The sequence below is a fragment of the Emticicia sp. C21 genome (assembly GCF_003418935.1).
GTDB lineage: Bacteria > Bacteroidota > Bacteroidia > Cytophagales > Spirosomataceae > Emticicia.
In genome coordinates, this window is sequence record NZ_QVMT01000001.1 from 82,455 (window position 1) to 98,405 (window position 15,951).

16 protein-coding genes are annotated in these 15,951 nt (G+C 36.6%); 5 read left to right on the plus strand and 11 right to left on the minus strand.

Features of this window, described 5'->3' with window-relative positions; all coding sequences use genetic code 11:
* The first annotated feature begins 16 nt into the window (after positions 1-16).
* Both D0T08_RS00380 and D0T08_RS00385 read left to right on the plus strand, forming a co-directional pair.
* Positions 17-1,126 carry a sensor histidine kinase gene (locus D0T08_RS00380; protein ID WP_116980591.1) on the plus strand — a complete coding sequence of 370 codons (1,110 nt, stop codon included), beginning with the start codon at positions 17-19 and terminating at the stop codon, positions 1,124-1,126.
* Positions 1,123-1,878, plus strand: a complete 756-nt coding sequence (locus D0T08_RS00385; RefSeq protein WP_116980592.1) for a LytTR family DNA-binding domain-containing protein — start codon at positions 1,123-1,125, stop codon at positions 1,876-1,878. The genes D0T08_RS00380 and D0T08_RS00385 overlap by 4 nt, the downstream gene beginning before the upstream one ends.
* Positions 1,879-2,113: 235 nt before the next feature.
* Here the strand turns inward: D0T08_RS00385 and D0T08_RS00390 are convergent, their stop codons facing one another.
* The 3 genes from D0T08_RS00390 to D0T08_RS00400 all read right to left on the minus strand — a co-directional run bounded on the left by D0T08_RS00390 (position 2,114) and on the right by D0T08_RS00400 (position 3,995).
* On the minus strand, positions 2,114-2,818 hold the full coding sequence (locus D0T08_RS00390; RefSeq protein WP_116980593.1) for a DUF2490 domain-containing protein: 705 nt from the start codon (positions 2,816-2,818) through the stop codon (positions 2,114-2,116).
* A gap of 314 nt (positions 2,819-3,132) precedes the next feature.
* Entirely contained in the window at positions 3,133-3,555 is a 423-nt protein-coding gene (locus tag D0T08_RS00395) for an organic hydroperoxide resistance protein (protein WP_116980594.1), read from the minus strand.
* A gap of 2 nt (positions 3,556-3,557) precedes the next feature.
* Positions 3,558-3,995: a MarR family winged helix-turn-helix transcriptional regulator gene (locus D0T08_RS00400; RefSeq protein WP_116980595.1), complete on the minus strand. Its 438-nt coding sequence runs from the start codon at positions 3,993-3,995 to the stop codon at positions 3,558-3,560.
* A 309-nt stretch (positions 3,996-4,304) separates the two neighbouring features.
* Here D0T08_RS00400 and D0T08_RS00405 point away from each other — a divergent pair, with 309 nt between their 5' ends.
* Positions 4,305-4,841, plus strand: coding sequence for a histidine phosphatase family protein (locus D0T08_RS00405; RefSeq protein WP_116980596.1), 537 nt, complete (start codon positions 4,305-4,307; stop codon positions 4,839-4,841).
* A 30-nt stretch (positions 4,842-4,871) separates the two neighbouring features.
* Here D0T08_RS00405 and D0T08_RS00410 read toward each other — a convergent pair whose 3' ends face one another.
* Positions 4,872-5,480: a hypothetical protein gene (locus tag D0T08_RS00410; RefSeq protein ID WP_116980597.1), complete on the minus strand. Its 609-nt coding sequence runs from the start codon at positions 5,478-5,480 to the stop codon at positions 4,872-4,874.
* 390 nt (positions 5,481-5,870) lie between these two features.
* Between D0T08_RS00410 and D0T08_RS00415 the strand changes: the two genes are divergently transcribed.
* Complete coding sequence (locus D0T08_RS00415) at positions 5,871-6,203, plus strand: hypothetical protein (protein WP_116980598.1); 333 nt, start codon at positions 5,871-5,873, stop codon at positions 6,201-6,203.
* 129 nt (positions 6,204-6,332) lie between these two features.
* On the opposite strand, the gene D0T08_RS00420 is transcribed toward D0T08_RS00415, so the two are convergent.
* Both D0T08_RS00420 and D0T08_RS00425 read right to left on the minus strand, forming a co-directional pair.
* A complete protein-coding gene (locus tag D0T08_RS00420) occupies positions 6,333-7,064 on the minus strand; it encodes a LytTR family DNA-binding domain-containing protein (protein WP_199538095.1) in 732 nt (243 codons plus the stop codon).
* Positions 7,057-8,097: a sensor histidine kinase gene (locus tag D0T08_RS00425; RefSeq protein ID WP_116980599.1), complete on the minus strand. Its 1,041-nt coding sequence runs from the start codon at positions 8,095-8,097 to the stop codon at positions 7,057-7,059. The genes D0T08_RS00420 and D0T08_RS00425 overlap by 8 nt, the downstream gene beginning before the upstream one ends.
* A 255-nt stretch (positions 8,098-8,352) precedes the next feature.
* Here D0T08_RS00425 and D0T08_RS28040 point away from each other — a divergent pair, with 255 nt between their 5' ends.
* On the plus strand, positions 8,353-8,475 hold the full coding sequence (locus tag D0T08_RS28040; protein WP_255413501.1) for a hypothetical protein: 123 nt from the start codon (positions 8,353-8,355) through the stop codon (positions 8,473-8,475).
* A 174-nt stretch (positions 8,476-8,649) separates the two neighbouring features.
* On the opposite strand, the gene D0T08_RS00430 is transcribed toward D0T08_RS28040, so the two are convergent.
* The 5 genes from D0T08_RS00430 to D0T08_RS00450 all read right to left on the minus strand — a co-directional run bounded on the left by D0T08_RS00430 (position 8,650) and on the right by D0T08_RS00450 (position 15,734).
* On the minus strand, positions 8,650-9,024 hold the full coding sequence (locus D0T08_RS00430) for a hypothetical protein (RefSeq protein WP_116980600.1): 375 nt from the start codon (positions 9,022-9,024) through the stop codon (positions 8,650-8,652).
* 394 nt (positions 9,025-9,418) lie between these two features.
* Positions 9,419-11,842, minus strand: a complete 2,424-nt coding sequence (locus D0T08_RS00435) for a TonB-dependent receptor domain-containing protein (RefSeq protein WP_116980601.1) — start codon at positions 11,840-11,842, stop codon at positions 9,419-9,421.
* Positions 11,820-13,157, minus strand: a complete 1,338-nt coding sequence (locus tag D0T08_RS00440; protein WP_116980602.1) for an HTTM domain-containing protein — start codon at positions 13,155-13,157, stop codon at positions 11,820-11,822. The genes D0T08_RS00435 and D0T08_RS00440 overlap by 23 nt, the downstream gene beginning before the upstream one ends.
* A 186-nt stretch (positions 13,158-13,343) precedes the next feature.
* Positions 13,344-14,486, minus strand: a complete 1,143-nt coding sequence (locus D0T08_RS00445) for an imelysin family protein (RefSeq protein WP_116980603.1) — start codon at positions 14,484-14,486, stop codon at positions 13,344-13,346.
* A gap of 72 nt (positions 14,487-14,558) precedes the next feature.
* On the minus strand, positions 14,559-15,734 hold the full coding sequence (locus tag D0T08_RS00450) for a DUF4856 domain-containing protein (protein WP_199538096.1): 1,176 nt from the start codon (positions 15,732-15,734) through the stop codon (positions 14,559-14,561).
* Positions 15,735-15,951: the final 217 nt, after the last annotated feature.

A 15,951-nucleotide genomic window follows, 5' to 3' on the forward strand; every position in this document is an offset into this window, starting at 1 on the left:
TCTTAAACGTGTATGTATGGCTAATTTATTAACATCCAGGCAAAAGTGGCAGTTAGCTCTTCGCTTATTGATATTTTATTCTCCGGTTTTGTTTTATGTAAATATGCCTAATACTGAAAAGAGTCATGTGTTCTCGCCCCTGTTTCTGGGTATAGCAATTGCCTTTCTTTCATTAACCATGCTTATGTATTTTATCTGGATTACTTTCACCGACTGGATTCAGTATCAAATAGGTATATGGTTAGGTAAAGATTTTCTGATGAAATTCAGTATCATGGCTTTAATGGTCTCTATAGTCATCGCATTGGGTTTATCTATAGCTTATACCTTTACACTAAGGTATACCATCAAAGGCATTTTAAATGTAGTTTTCCCCTTGTGGCCCTCGTTAATTCCACAGAGAAAACCTACTGAATTTTCACCTGATATGTGGTCTTACATTACCCGGTTCAATCAGGGTTTTACAGTAGTTATTATGTTTTCAGCTTTTTATCTCACACTCAATTTCAGAGCCTATCAACAGTTAAAAGATGTACAGATAAAAAGTGAACAACTAGAGAAAGAAGCGGTGCTGGCACAGTTCGCAGCCTTAAAGAGTCAGGTAAATCCTCATTTTTTGTTTAATTCCTTAAGTATCCTTAATTCGTTGATTTATGAAGATGTTAATCTCTCGGCCAGATTTGTGCAACAATTATCCAAAGCCTACCGATATATTCTGGAGCAACGTGATCAAGAGCTTATTTCACTCAAAACAGAGTTGGATTTTATAGAGTCTTATACCTTTCTGCTTAAAATACGCTTCGAAAATAAATTTGATGTGCTTATCAATATACCTGACGAAATCAAAAATAATTACCAGATCACCCCACTAGCTTTGCAGATGCTGGTTGAAAATGCCGTAAAACACAACCGGATGTCGGTCAGTGAGCCACTTCTTGTAAATATTTCTTATAATGCACCTTTTCTGGTGGTCGAAAATCCTTTGCAATTACGAGACCAACCGGATGTATCTACAGGTGTGGGCTTAAGCAATATCATAAACCGATATGCACTACTCACTGATATGAAAGTTACCCACGAAATCATAAATCAATCTTATGTTGTCAAGATTCCCTTACTGCGATGAAAGTAATAATAATAGAAGATGAGGAACGCACTGCGCGACAGCTAGTCAGAATGCTTCTGAACTATGACCCTACGATTGAAGTATTAGCACTTTTACCCTCAGTGAAAGAAGCAGTAAACTGGTTTAAGCAGAATCCTATGCCTGATATTGCCTTTATGGATATTCATCTGGAGGATGGACAGGCGTTCAGTATTTTTGAGCAAGTTAATCTTACTGTGCCTGTAATATTTACTACAGCTTACGATGAATACATGTTAAAGGCCTTTAAGGTGAACAGTATTGATTATTTGCTGAAACCTATAGATTATGATGATCTTGTACGAGCGCTGGAAAAATTCAAATCTTTGCAGGTAAACCCAAGCTTTGATATGAATGCCCTTTTACAATTGGTACAAAAACCCAAAGAACCAACCTTTAAAGACCGATTTATGGTGACTGTTGGCACCAAAATTTATAGTATTGAAACCGAAGATATTGCATTTTTTTACTCTGAAGAAAAAGCTACGTTTCTTATGACTAAGGCCGGCCAACTGCTCACTTTAGAACACAGTCTTGATAATCTGGAAAACCAGTTAAACCCTGTCAATTTCTTTCGGATGAACAGACAATTTCTGGTAGCGCGCAAAGCTATCAAGTCTATTCAGATATACTCACCCACTAAAATTAAGTTAGATTTGGCGCCTGTGTCTCGTAAAGAAGTTTTTGTGAGTGTTCATAAAGTACCTGATTTCAAAGATTGGCTGGGCCGGTAAATATTTCATTCGACAATCATCTACACTCATCCGGGCAATTCCGGCATTCAGCAGATTCGTTTTTTTGCTGACACCATTTTTGTTTAATTTTATTACTAATTAAAGTAAGTTTTATTGAGTGCATGTACCATCATGCGCTGAATGGTTTATTAAGGTTACTATTATTTCAATAGTTTTGTTTTAGTAAGAAAAAGCCGCTCTTTGGGTGGCTTTTTTTATCGGATAAAGAAGTGTATTAAAAATCCAGATAATGCCGTAACGTGAATCGCAGAATATCCCAGTTTTCATCGGGTTTATCAGTTTCTTTCTGAAACATCCACATATAGCCTAACTCTAAAGCAATTGATTTTGCAGGCTGGAATACTAAACCTGCATATAATCTATTCTGGTCAAAAAAACTCTTAGAATTAGCAATATTCGCAAAAACTTCTTCACTGACTTGTACGGCCAAATGCCCTTTTTCTTTCTCTTTTTTCAGAAACGGGTATCCTGCCTGAATCCGATAACGGGTTCTTAGTGTAAAATCATAGTTATTTATTAACTGCTGATGAACACTTTCCTGCTCAAAACGCTGCTCAATTCTTAACTGATGGTCAAAATTCAGTTTCCCTGCTTTATGCTTGATGTCTAATTGCTGAAAAGGCCTTAATTCAGGAATAGCCAGGTCATTTTGCTCTTCATCATTCGTTCTGGAATATAAGAAGCCTGCTCCGGCTTTCACTTTATCATTAAATTTATAAAGTATTGCCGTTCTTAGTATCAATTGCTTTTGTTTATTTGGGAAGAAAAGTCTTCTGTTTTCCAATTCAGTGTCAACCTCCCACAATCTGGTACTCAATTCATTAAAATATCGCGTCCAGTATTGAGATTTACTATCTTGAGCTTTTGCTGTCTGCCATGAGATAATGGATAGAATAAGAAGAAAAACTTTTTTAGTCATCGTTTTAGCATTTAATAATACTCCATACTAATAGTGTATTAAAAAATCGCAAAAAGCCGTACCATTTTTTTGTCTGTGCAATTGTTGGGTAAAGAGAGTTATCATGAGGAAGATATTTCTGTATCAAGCATTATATTCCTCAACCATAGGTGAGAATCAGATTTGAATTATCATAAAAGCGAAATTCCTACCAAATCCAATGTGGCTGAGTAGGCTTAAAAACAAATGTTCTCTCATCGCATTCAACAATGAGAGAACATTTACGACAATCTGGTATACCTATCTGATTAGAATAATGAGAATAATATATTTTCTTAATTATTTGTTACTGTTAAAATTACCTCAATATTGCCTCTGGTAGCATTGGAATATGGACATACCTGATGAGCTTGTTCTACAAGTTTGGTTGCCTCTTCATGGCTTACTCCCGGAACATTTACGGCCAGTTCAACTGCTAATCCAAATCTCCCGTTTTCTATTTGACCAAGACTTACTTTAGCCGTTACTGATGTTTCGCCTGTTTGTATCTTCGATAATCTGATAACACGGTTTAAAGCACTGTCAAAACAGGCTGAATACCCCGCTGCGAATAATTGTTCCGGATTAGTATAATCATCATTGGCACCACCTAAAGCTTTTGGTGATCTTACTTGTAAATCCAATATGCCATTATCAGTTTTTACGTGTCCGTTTCTCCCCCCGGTTGCCGTTGCGTTTGCTGTGTATAAGGCTTTCATTATTAATTACTTTTTTTTTGTTGTTGATTTAAAATTTTATCTGTTATACTTTTCAATTGTACTAAATCTTCATGTGATATACCGAGTGAATTTGTCATCTTTTCAGGGATACAAGCAGCCTTATCTAAAAGAGCCATTCCACTATCAGTGAGTGAAACAGATACTACTCTTTCATCTGCTGAGCTTCTTTCGCGGTTAACCAAACCCTTTTGTTGAAGCCGTTTCAGCAGAGGAGTGAGAGTACCGGTGTCTAGCATTAGCTTACTCCCTAATTGATTAACCGTTTGTATACGTTCCTCCCAAAGCACCATCATAACCAGATATTGTGGATAAGTCAAATCTATTTCATCTAATATGGGTCGATAATGGTTGATAATTTCTCGTGCCAGTGCATACACCGGAAAACAAATCTGATTCTTTAAAAACAATGAATTGGTCATGCATTAAAAATTTACGCCTGCAATATACATCATACAATTATATTGTATACAATATAATTGCAAAAAACTTTATTCCGCTTCGATTCGAAAGTAAGTTTGGGCAATTATTTTGTGTTAGTAAATAAAATTACTGAATCAATTCTACTTGTTTTTGGCTTTAACAAGGGCTAATCTATTTTTGACTGATTGCGTCAAGAAAAGCAATTTTGGTATAAAAACGATTAAAGTTAAAAGTACTCGTTATCTTTGTTTTCAAGGCTTTGCATTTATACCAGTAGCCTTTATTGCATATAATTATACTACTCAAGTATGAAAATAGGATTAGTAAGGCATTTTAAAGTAAAACAGTCATTACCCAGAGGTTTTCTGATAGGACATGACGCGCTAACCGATTGGTTTGCACAATATGATCATGCTGAAGTGAACTATACCACCATAGATATGCGCGCCATCAACTGGGAGCTTTGCTATGCCAGCACCATGAGCAGAGCCTATAAAACTGCCCGGCATATTTTTAAAGGTGAAATAGAAGTGCATGATGATTTGCGAGAAGTAAGCGTATTGAATCTGATGAACAAAAAACGCCGGCTTCCGATTATTCTTTGGGCTATTCTGATAAAAAGAAAAACACTTTCTGCGAATGAAATAACAGAATCTACCAAAAAGAAATTAGCTGATTTTGTAGATAAACTTCTCACAAAGCCGGAAAAAGAAATTCTGATTGTAAGTCATGGATTTATCATGATGCTATTGCAACAGGAATTAATAGCAAGAGGCTTTACAGGAGAGCTATTCAGAAATCCGGCGAATGGCAAAGTCTATATTTTTGAGAAGTCTGATTTCTAATAGGATTATTCCCTATAAGACAAAAACTCCCTACTTCACCATTGCTCTATTAAATTTTCTGATTTTGTCCAGTACCTCATCTAATCTGGCTTTGTCAGACATTGAATCAAAAAAGGTAGAATACTCTGGGATAAATGACTTAAAAAATGCCTTGAAATCGTATCTGCCAGAGTCGTTTTTCTTGGCTTCTAACCAATGAGCATTCTCATTATAACTTAGCTGAACAGCATAGACTGGCGTTCTTATTGCGCCATTTGGCCCATTCATAAGGTCGATAAAGTAATAGACTTTTATGTGCCCGCGCTGGATGATATGCATAAAGACTTGCCGTTGGTCTCTTCCTCCGAACAAGCCGGGAGATTCAACTCGGACCGAAACAAAATGGAGTGTATCTTTTTTGATATATATCCCAAAAGCCTTAATATCTTCCGGCATGAAGTTGCGTTTTTTGCCATCTTCTAATACTACTCTGATGCCATATTGAAAAGAAGCGATGTCGATACCACTAATTACGGCAAAATTCTGAACGACTTCGCATTTTACTGTATCAGCGTCTTTTGTTACAATATATCCCTCTATTTTTCTGGCGTAGGTATTTAAGCCAACAATGAGGGTAAAAAACAATAAGAGATGTTTCATATAGTCTATACTTTCAAAGAGATAATAAAATCTTGCATTAAAAATTTTACTATCTCTGTTGTAAAAGTTCGGCTGCAAAGTACACAAAAAATATTCAATCTATCATTGCCTTATATTATAACTAATCATGATTTGTAATCTTGATTCTTGTACTAAAAGCGTTTATCATTGAAATATCTTATTGTTAATATATGTTAAGTTAATGAATGGCATATTGCTTGTTAATATATATGGCTATATTTGTTTCATAGATTGTTGGAAAACAATTTATACTTATAAATTATGAAACTGAAGTCTATTCTAACTTATTATTGATTCCTATCTGGCGATAAAGTCGATATTGGTTTTCTTCAAACGATATTTCTTAATTATTATATTAAATTCTAAAAAATGAAACAGGTTTTAACCTCTCTTTTTGTTTTGATAGTGTTATCAAATTCATATTATGCTGATGATACTTTTGCTTCTGATAATACAGTATATACAAAAAAACGATCTGCAAAAAATGTCTTTTTATCAAAAAGCGGGTCTTCAAGTAGCGTAAATAAAAAAGTAATTGCAGTTAAAGAAAATGGTTCTCAAAGAAAAAACAAAGGTGGGGTAGGAAGCGGTGGAAGAAATATCTGTATTTCTAAGAGAGGTGCTTCAAGTGGTAATGTTAATAAAAAAGTATGTGCGTCTAAATGTGGAGTTGGAAGTGGCGGAAGAAGCTGCAACGCTTAGTAAAATACCTCAGAAATTTTAAGCTATTTGTTCAACTAACAACTTTTTTTTCTGCGTCACGAGTTAAAAAATCGTGATACATGACTAGTTTCCAGTCCAAAGTTTGTCTACATTCTAATTCCTCAATCTTCATTTAAACTGCTCCAGCAATTCTCTTCTATAAGTAAGCCCTACAGGTAAAGAAATATCGTTGATATACAAAGCATTACCGCTGATACGGGTTACACGTTTGATGGATACTAAATAAGATTTATGCACACGCACAAATTGTGAATTCGGCAATCGTTGGTCAAGTTCTGATAGTGTTAAGGCTGTAAGATAAATATGAGAATCTGTAAAAATTTTTACATAATTACCCCAGCTCTGGGCGTATTTAATTTCTTCCATTTCTACCCTTAGCCAATCACCATCCACCCGAATCACGATAGAAGCTTCAAATTGCGCTGATGGCGGTGTGTTGATTGTTTTATCAGGTAAACCTAACCCATAATGATAAAATGCCTTATCAACTGCTTTCAGAAAACGAGTAAACTGAATAGGTTTTAGCAGATAGTCAACTACATCATAGGTATAGCTTTCCAGGGCATAATCAGAATGGGCAGTAGTAAATATGACCAAGGGCTTAGTTTTTAAGGTACTTAACATTTCCAGACCACTCATCTGAGGCATGTTAATATCCAGAAACATCAGATCTACTTTAATGTTGTGCATCAGGTTGATAGCTTCCAGAGCATTTTCACAACTGCCTACCAATTCTAATCTATCTATCTGCGAAATGTAATGCTGCAATACCAGATGTGCCCCTCGTTCATCATCAACAATGATACACTTTAAACTCCTGATAGCGGTAATTTCAGTCATGCGTTTTAGGTTTTAGGTCTAGAGACAATCGGGTTCGATACTGGCTGTCGGCTTCCTCTAAAATAAGTATATATCTTCCCTGATAAAAGGCTTCTAATGTCTTCTTAGTATTGGGTATCCCTACACCTGTTGAAACCAGTTTTGGTCTATGTACCGGCACCGAGTTCAGAATATCTAGAGCTAAGGTATTACCCATCATCGAAATATTGATTGATACAAAACAGCTTTTCACTGTTCCACTGCTATGCTTAAAGGCATTTTCGATAAGCGGTAGTAAGAGTAAAGGCACAATCTGATATGTTGCCAGTGATTCAAACGGTTTTGGATATTGATAGGTTACAGTACATCGCTGCCCTATCCTCTCTTTTTCTAAATGAATATAGCTATTTAAATATTCTATTTCTTCATTCAATTTCACCTGCTGTTTAGAGGCTGATTCTACCTGATATCGCATCAGTTGAGATAATTGCATAATCATTACTGGCATCCGGTTAGGCTCCTGAATACTAATGCCATAGAGATTATTGAGGGTATTGAACAAAAAATGTGGATTTAATTGTGCTTGAAGCAATTTGGTCTGGGCCTCGCTCAATTGTAGCATCTGATTACTGCTTCTGATTTGCTGCCTGTAGAAATATTCGAGCAGGAAAATAGCCTCCATTGTAATCAGGCTCACGGCCGTATTCACTATATAAAGTAGACACATTTTCATCCAGCTCTGCGACTGATGAAATTCTGGGAAAAACCAGAAATAATCGGCAACAAAAAGAAAGATGCCTGCGGAGAGCAAAACCAGAATTGTGACAATCAAAAACCGATTGAGTTGGCCCTTGGTAAAAAGTGGGAATACAATTATCCGATAAAAGATAGCAAAGGTATAGAGGATAAGAAAATGCAGAAAACCCTCGGTGATTTCTTTGACCGATGAAAGAAAGTTCCAGTGACTCAACGACATCAGAATGAAAAAGCCCCAGAAGAAGATTAATTCCCGTATCCAATCAATTTCAATCTTTGCTTTATCTGGTTTTTTCATCTTTTATCCTTTTTACAAAAAAAATTAAATCGTGATTTATCTCAAAAAACAAATGATGAACCTAGAATATCACTAAAAAACAAGTGTACATCATTCATATTTTCAAAAAAAGCGTTTCAAAATTAACTTGTAGGAATAATTTTAATTCTTTTTTAAGGTTAAATCTATTATATTTGTACAAATGACACTTAATATATCTTTTTTATGTATCAAAATGATACAATAAAGGTTATCTAAGACCTGTGACAAATATAAATGAAAAAGTTATTGGCTACTTCGCACAAGAAAAACTGTCATGTAAGTCAATCCTATAAAGCCATAAAAGATAAAGCCGATGGAGTTCTCATCGGATGTAGTATCCTTAGAAATCAGCCATAAAACAACAGATATTTGGGCCTTTACTGGCTCATCAGGACGTTAGATTCTACATGAATCTTTCATACGCTTGTAGCAAAATGCCCCTTATTTTAGGGGCATTTTTGTTTAAAAAATTTCCTTTAGTATATAAAATGCATATTTATTCTATTATTTTTTTCCCTGCTCTACCGAGTATCATCCTATCGGATATAATACTTTCCAAGATGGCACAAAATCAGTCAGAGTAAACCTATATTTCTCAGATAACAAATTTAAATCCTCAATTTCATCAAAATATTCAATTACACTAGATTTAAAATACTTATTTAGAAAGCCCTCCTTTTCTAGTTCAGTATCCTTCCAATAGTACAAAATAATAAAACAGAATTTGGTAGTACAACTATTAATAAAATCATGCTGACCCGGAAATTTATTCATTTCTAATATATTATAAATACCTATCCATTTATCAAAATTAACATCGTCGCTTTCCAACTGTTTAACTATATATCCATGCTTGCCAAACAGTAGACCATTAAATGCTTTTTGTGAAGAAAAATCAAAATTCATTTTTTAAGTAATTATAACATTGTACACTTTTAATGAACATTATGAGAGAACCTTTTACATCATTCACAACTATCTTAAAAAAAAGACCCAAGCTCGCCAGCTCAGGTCTCAGGAGGAGTGGTTAGTTCCCAACCAGACTCACGATAGTAATTCGATTCTTATAGATTAGCATTTTTTCTACAAGATTATGCAGAGAGGTACATCTCGACAAGAAAAGTAAAAGTTTTTGAAACGTCTATCTTCTATAAATATCAGGGATATTTATGTCTGGGATTCATATCAAATTAACAAAGGACTATTGGCATTTCAAAAGATTCTGATGAGTATTTTCCAGCGTATCCAAACGTATAAAATTCTATTGTAGGGGTTCAGAATTTGAACCCCACAAATTAAATTATATCTTCACCTGCAAAGTCAGATAAAAACTTCTCCCATCAGATGGCAAAATGCCGGGGCCCGGGTATCCTGTAGCACGACGGGTAAAATACATGCGATTAGCCAAATTGTTAAGACTACCCTCTAGCTTAAAGCGCTTAAATTGATAGGAACCACTGACATCCATAATAGCATAAGCCGGAATTAACCCTACAACGGCCGATACACCGCCATCAACGGCATTGGTTGCTTCTGAATATTGGTCTGACAGATAAGTATATTGGAATGAGGCTTTCAGATTTTTATAGGCTAAACGTACCCCACTTTTTAAATTTACATTCGGCACAAACTCTACTTGTTTGCCTTTAATCCCCGGCAGTTCACTTCTTTTATAGGTAGAATGGATAAATGCAACATTACCAAATATTACTCCACTCCACGATTCTGCTTTAGACTGAGCGAGTTTTAATATATCAGCCTCGGCATAAGACTCTAAGCCTACAATAACTGCCTGCCCTATATTGCCTCTTCGGCGTAATACCCTGTTGCTCTCATCATAAAACTGTACTTCACCTATGCGGTTATCATAATTGAGATAGAAAGCACTTACATCGAAATTATAGAGGGTGGTCTGATGTGTTCTGATACCTAAATCAATTGAGTAACCTCGTTCGTCTTTCATATTCGGGTCAATTACAGACGATGGATTGGCTGTGCGCATATCACTGAATGTGATAGAGCGGTAATTTTGTGAAATATTTCCATAAATATCTAAACTCCTGGTTGGTTTATAACTTAAGCCCACGCCTGCCAATACAAATTGGCGTCCATTAGTACGCACTTCATTGGTGCGTGTAGCACTGATAATGTTCCCTGCCAAGTCAAATAAGATAGTGCCATAAAAACCATCAGCTTTTGTATGAATATATTCAAAACGTACACCCGGTGTAATAGAAATCTTATCGTTTACATAGAAAATATTTTCAGCAAATACTGATACGTTATTATTCGGAAAAACGTAATCGTTGGCAATACCCTCTTCATGATTGATAAAAGTAAAATCAGCATCTTTACCCTTAGTACCCAAACCCTGAATGCTGTGATTAAAGCCGTGATAATAACGAGTGCCTGCCAGGAAAACCGATAATTTTTCTTTAATAAAATAGCGTTTCAGGTAGCGAGCTTCTGCTCCCCAGTTATTAAAATCTCCCTTGATTAAATCCCGCTCACTATTATCATCAATGCTTGCCACCCTATTTGGCCGAAAACCTACTGAATAACGATAAGCCGATAAGCCAAAAACTCTAAGGTTAAACTCATTTAAGGCATTAAATTTATGATCGAAATGGGCTGCCCACAGATTCCAGTTCACTTTAAACCAGTTACGCTCACGATTGGTCTGGCGTGGATTTGCCGCAAACATGGCGTCGGTCAGGCCACCGGGTTGGTGAGCCAGATAACTCATATGCGTAAAATCTATTCCTACGGTTGTTTTCTCACTCAATTGATAATCAATATCTGCATAATAATTATAACTATCGAAATCAGAATTGGCTCGCCAGCCATTGCCTGTTTTGTATTGAAAGTATGTATAATAACTTAATTTACCGACTGTACCGCTAGCACTTGTAAAGGCATTATAAAAGCCAAATGAACCCACACTTTGACGAGCTATCAGTTCAATTTTTCGGTCAGTGACGGGCTTTTTCATGACAAAATTGATAAGACCGCCAAACTGAGTACCATATTGCAAGGAGGCTGCTCCACGTACTATCTGAATACGCCCCACAGCTTCAATCGGTGGGGTATAATAACTTTCCGGATAACCCAAAGCATCGGCACTAATATCATATCCATTCTGACGAACGTTGAAGTTCGAACTCCGGTTAGGGTCAAGCCCTCTCCCACCGATGCTTAGTTGTAAACCAGCGCCATCGTTTTCCCAGATATTTAACCCAGCCACACGAGCATATACCTGACGGGCATTGTTGGTTGCCAGGTTTGCCACTAGTTGTTCGGGTAAAATCACTTCTGTTTTCTTGCCTTCATAAATACCCATACTTTCTACGGCACGCATGCGTGTAAAACCAAAATCGCTTTGCTTGTCTTTTACCACTACTTCGTTGAGGGTAGTATTCAATAAATCGAGATAGATTGTGAGATGAATATCTTTATCTGTAATATTAACTTCCTGCTGATGGGATTGATAGTCGGTGAGTGAGGCTTGCACTTTATAAGTACGTTTAGCCAGGTTTCTGAATCTGAAATTACCCTGTTCGTCGGTGCTTGTAAAAGGTGAGCCTGCATTAAGAATAATGCGACATTCTTTTGCTACTGTACTATCTTTCCGGAAGCGGACTGTACCCGTAAGTTGATACTGCGCAAAAGAAGCCGAAATAATTAAACAGAATATAAATGTATTAAAAACCTTTGATAGTGTCATTGAATGGTAAAATCCATGATTTATGTTGAAAAGAATCGTGCTCTTTGGCTAAATCAGTATTTGGGCTTATCAGAGGCTTACCCATCCTACCATTGAGCGTTACATAAGAGTCGACATAAACTTGCGGCGATTCAAAGCCATGCTGTTTATAATAGTCACACAGAATATGTGCATATTGCAGCAACATATCTGGCTGAGTCGACATCATTTTTTCCTGCAAAGTTGATAAGAAATCGTTGTTATTCACAACTACCTGCTTACCATTTTTACCTTTTACAGTAAACTGTGTATAGCCAGCCTTTTCCATTAGCATTACCCGCCACGAAAACCGATAGCCTTGCTCTGTCCAGAATAATTCTCCAGGGTATAATAAATATCTGAATGGGAACAATAGCTGAAAAGAGAAAAAGACTACAAAAACAGGTAGAATAAATGACGGAGCTATGTACTGACGGGTAGTCTCCGTCAAATCTGATGAAATTTTTAACCAATGACTTATGCCCCGAATGATATTCTTATGAAAATTGGGTGAGAAAAATATCAAGGCTGCCACTATCATAATATGCGGAAACATACCAATCGGGAAAAGCAATGCTGTAAGTATATGAAACACAATTACTGCCAGATAAGCCAACCAACGACTGGATGAACGCCACAATAAAAACGGGATAGTGAGATCGTAAAGACAGCCAAACCAGCTAAAAGCATATGGTACCCAGTCTTTATTGAATAGTGAACCGATAATTGGCATGTCGTTGCGGGCAGGCAACCATATTTTTAATGGTTGGGCATGCAATAGCCAGTCAGAATTTAGTTTGGCAAGACCTGCATAAAAGTAGAGTATACAAATCATCAGCTTAATGGCATCAATGCACCATTGTGGAATATACTGAGCAGATATTTGTCGATTACGATACGAATCCACCGAAAAATAGACGTGAGCAGGCAAGAAAATCATCAGCAAACAAACCAGACTGATGAAATAATAGTGATTGAGATAGGTTGATTTATCTATCAACTCTATATAAGTGAAACTTAGAAACAAACCTATAATTGCAATACGATAGAACAAACCCAAAGCGACCAGTAAAGCACAAAGCGCACAAATAAAAAATAAGATGTAGGTATAATTACCAAGCGGTTTTACAAACTCAAACCCATAAAAAGGAAAGAAGTATTTGGGCTTGATATATAAATCAAAAATCCAGCCCTTGCTCCAGAACCGGATGATACTACCCAACAACATCAGCCCAAAGCCAATTCTGAAAACCGCTAAGGGTGCAGCAGATATTTTTTGTTTAAGATATTGTTGCAATTTGAGGCGTGGTTTCTATAGTAGAGACATATGGGTTCGCCACACAATGCATTTTGTTTCCAAAGGCCGCCTATCGGTAGTAAATAATATTTATATACTTAAATTTACAGCTTTATATTGGATTGCATAGTCCATTGGAGACGTATAGCAATACGTCTCTACTAAAACATTAATTTATACGAGGTCTCAATCCCCATCATTATCAGTATAAGTAATAGTAATGCTCATAGCTGAGGTCATGTCTACTTTGAGCATACGTACTGCTTTCTGCATTTCGGTATATACCGCAATCATTGCCTGATTATTGGTTTTTACTTCCTCGTATAAATTTGGTTTCAAAACCTCCATTTTGCTCTTGCTAGAGGCAAACTGATTGTTAATAATTTCGGCTAATGACTGCCCTGTGGCACTATCTTTAGCACCCAAGGCCACCAGATAGGTTTTAAAAGATGGCCCTTCTGCACCTGTTTTGATATTTTTCCCATTAAAGAAATCTATAAATGCCTGATGTGCTGTTTGAGCCAGTGTTTTAGATATATCTTTTTTGTAAAATGCCTCTACTTTATCGGGAGATATTACGCCATTCAACATAGCACCCGATGGAATACCAAACTTGCCCGAACGGATAAAACGCTCATAATGTAATACAAAACCATTGACCATCAAAGAAGTGGAAGAGCCAATATCAAGGCCTGTTTTTGTGATAAAAGTCTCACGATAGGTTGTCCACTCGGTTGTTACCTTATCTAACAGCGTTTTCATACGGCCTGTCAGGCGTTTTACATAGGCAATTCGTTTATCGGCATCAGGGGCAGTAGTATAAAATCCAAGAATAGTTGCATCAGTGCTACCTAAGCCATTGAGCAGGTAATCTAAAGCCGGAAAACCTTGTTGGGCAAAAGAAGCAGGAACTTCCAGATTAGCAGATGGGTCAGCTATATTATCGTTAATCCCTTTTTCGCTGGCAGGATAAATATTGAAAAAATTACGAAGGGTTTGTCTTTCAGCAGGGCCAAAATCAAACAATTCTACTTTCTGCCATTCGGTGTAAGCCTCTACCCATGCCGTACGAAACTCAGTTAAGGTTGCGGCATCAGGCTTGGCAGTAAAAGCATCACCTCTAGTTACCATCAGGTCTAGTTTCGCTTTGAAATTACCGTACGCCGGAATAATGACATTATCAGCCAGATGAGTAAGTATCACTTTTCTATCTTTGCCCTCATCTACAGGTGTTGGCGGGTCTGTTGTTTCGCCACCGCTGCCACAAGCCCATAAAAGTGCTGTCAATACCAATAATAAGATTTGCTTTTTCCTTAGATAAGCCGTCATGATTTTAAATGAAATAGTGGATTGACAACCCTCTTGGCTATCAATCCACTCATTAAGAGAATATGACAAATATTAATTGCCTAATTTGAATTTCGCATTGATCGCATCAGCCGCTGCGTTGACTTTTTCGTTAGTCAAATCCCAGAAACCGTTAGCTGAACCAACAAGTCCGGCTAAGATATTTTCAGAGAAAGTAGCATCAGCCCCATTGATTGTACAATAACGCAACGAGTAAATAAAACCAAGACCCTCGCCTATGGCATGTGCACGGGCAGCATCAGTAGTTCCTGTTTTCCATTTTCCTAAATATCCGATAGCGGCAGCAGCAATCGCTTTCTCCATTTCAGTTCTGATAAATGTAGCCTGTGTTTTTACTTCAGCCATATCATTATTTACAATAGCTACACGTCCTCTTAAAAAAGCCGGATAGATTTTTGCATAATTCGCTTTGTTATATTCCCAGATATAAGAACCTAAGAAAGACTCAGAAGTACCTCTGGTAGCATCTGTAGAATTTGCCAGGTAGATAGGATTCAAAGTCAACGAAGCATAGGCTTCATCCCAGTTATGTTCTAATTGAGAATATTTTTTACCAGATACAAGCGTGGTGTTATCGGCTTCTAAGCCTTTGTTTAACAATACATTACCGATATAATCTAGTTGATAAGCACCAATTAAAGATTTTTGTATGATTTGCGCAATCTCAATTCCTTTGGCGTCTAATAAATAAGTACCTGCTTTTCCGGCCACTCCTTTAGATGCTGTTGCACCAACCGATTTACTAGCTTCGGCCATTTGTGCGAAAGCAGTTTCTACTCTAACACGTTCAACTTCAGCTTCTGATGTGGATTTAGATGAAGCGGTAAGGCTGCGTAATTGTACTCCTGAGGCATTTAATACTGAACCAGAAATGTTCAAAGATGGTACATCTACGAAAGGATTTGCGGTATTAGCATACATGTTTTTCATTACAGCGGCATCAATTGCCTTACTGTCTCTTACGGCTCCACCCAGGTAATAATTCAATGCCTGATAGATTTTGTAGCGATTATTACCAGAAGTCAAATCAACGGTGGTGTCTCCTGTTGCACTTACAAACAACTTTTTGTAAGGAGTTGTAGGCGTTACATTGGCATAATCAATTTTGGTACGAAGCGGAGTTACTTCTTCTGAATCTTTACAAGAAGAAACACCAGCCATAATTACCGAAGCTAAGAGGATTTGTGTTTTACCGAAACGTTTAAACATGGAAATAATAGTTTATTAAAAGATTAGATTACACTGCAAAACTAGTATAATTAGACTTAATCTAAATAAGAATTGGTAAATTATTTTTTTCTTTTTTTTACAAATCACTGAAAGTCAATCACTTAGGTATGTATTAAATTTTATATAGTGATAAAAAGGAAGGAAAGTATTTAAATGAAAGCTTAGGTAAAATTCATAGCTAACCTTAGCAGCGCAG

Bases quoted from the DNA above. Each gene is read 5' to 3' on its own strand.
- D0T08_RS00430 (WP_116980600.1), bottom strand. From the start codon at position 9,024: ATGAATTTTGATTTTTCTTCACAAAAAGCATTTAATGGTCTACTGTTT.
- D0T08_RS00405 (WP_116980596.1), top strand. From the start codon at position 4,305: ATGAAAATAGGATTAGTAAGGCATTTTAAAGTAAAACAGTCATTACCC.
- D0T08_RS00380 (WP_116980591.1), top strand. From the start codon at position 17: ATGGCTAATTTATTAACATCCAGGCAAAAGTGGCAGTTAGCTCTTCGC.
- D0T08_RS28040 (WP_255413501.1), top strand. From the start codon at position 8,353: ATGAAAAAGTTATTGGCTACTTCGCACAAGAAAAACTGTCATGTAAGT.
- D0T08_RS00415 (WP_116980598.1), top strand. From the start codon at position 5,871: ATGAAACAGGTTTTAACCTCTCTTTTTGTTTTGATAGTGTTATCAAAT.
- D0T08_RS00445 (WP_116980603.1), bottom strand. From the start codon at position 14,486: ATGACGGCTTATCTAAGGAAAAAGCAAATCTTATTATTGGTATTGACA.
- D0T08_RS00390 (WP_116980593.1), bottom strand. From the start codon at position 2,818: ATGACTAAAAAAGTTTTTCTTCTTATTCTATCCATTATCTCATGGCAG.
- D0T08_RS00385 (WP_116980592.1), top strand. From the start codon at position 1,123: ATGAAAGTAATAATAATAGAAGATGAGGAACGCACTGCGCGACAGCTA.
- D0T08_RS00420 (WP_199538095.1), bottom strand. From the start codon at position 7,064: ATGACTGAAATTACCGCTATCAGGAGTTTAAAGTGTATCATTGTTGAT.
- D0T08_RS00400 (WP_116980595.1), bottom strand. From the start codon at position 3,995: ATGACCAATTCATTGTTTTTAAAGAATCAGATTTGTTTTCCGGTGTAT.
- D0T08_RS00395 (WP_116980594.1), bottom strand. From the start codon at position 3,555: ATGAAAGCCTTATACACAGCAAACGCAACGGCAACCGGGGGGAGAAAC.
- D0T08_RS00450 (WP_199538096.1), bottom strand. From the start codon at position 15,734: ATGTTTAAACGTTTCGGTAAAACACAAATCCTCTTAGCTTCGGTAATT.
- D0T08_RS00410 (WP_116980597.1), bottom strand. From the start codon at position 5,480: ATGAAACATCTCTTATTGTTTTTTACCCTCATTGTTGGCTTAAATACC.
- D0T08_RS00435 (WP_116980601.1), bottom strand. From the start codon at position 11,842: ATGACACTATCAAAGGTTTTTAATACATTTATATTCTGTTTAATTATT.
- D0T08_RS00425 (WP_116980599.1), bottom strand. From the start codon at position 8,097: ATGAAAAAACCAGATAAAGCAAAGATTGAAATTGATTGGATACGGGAA.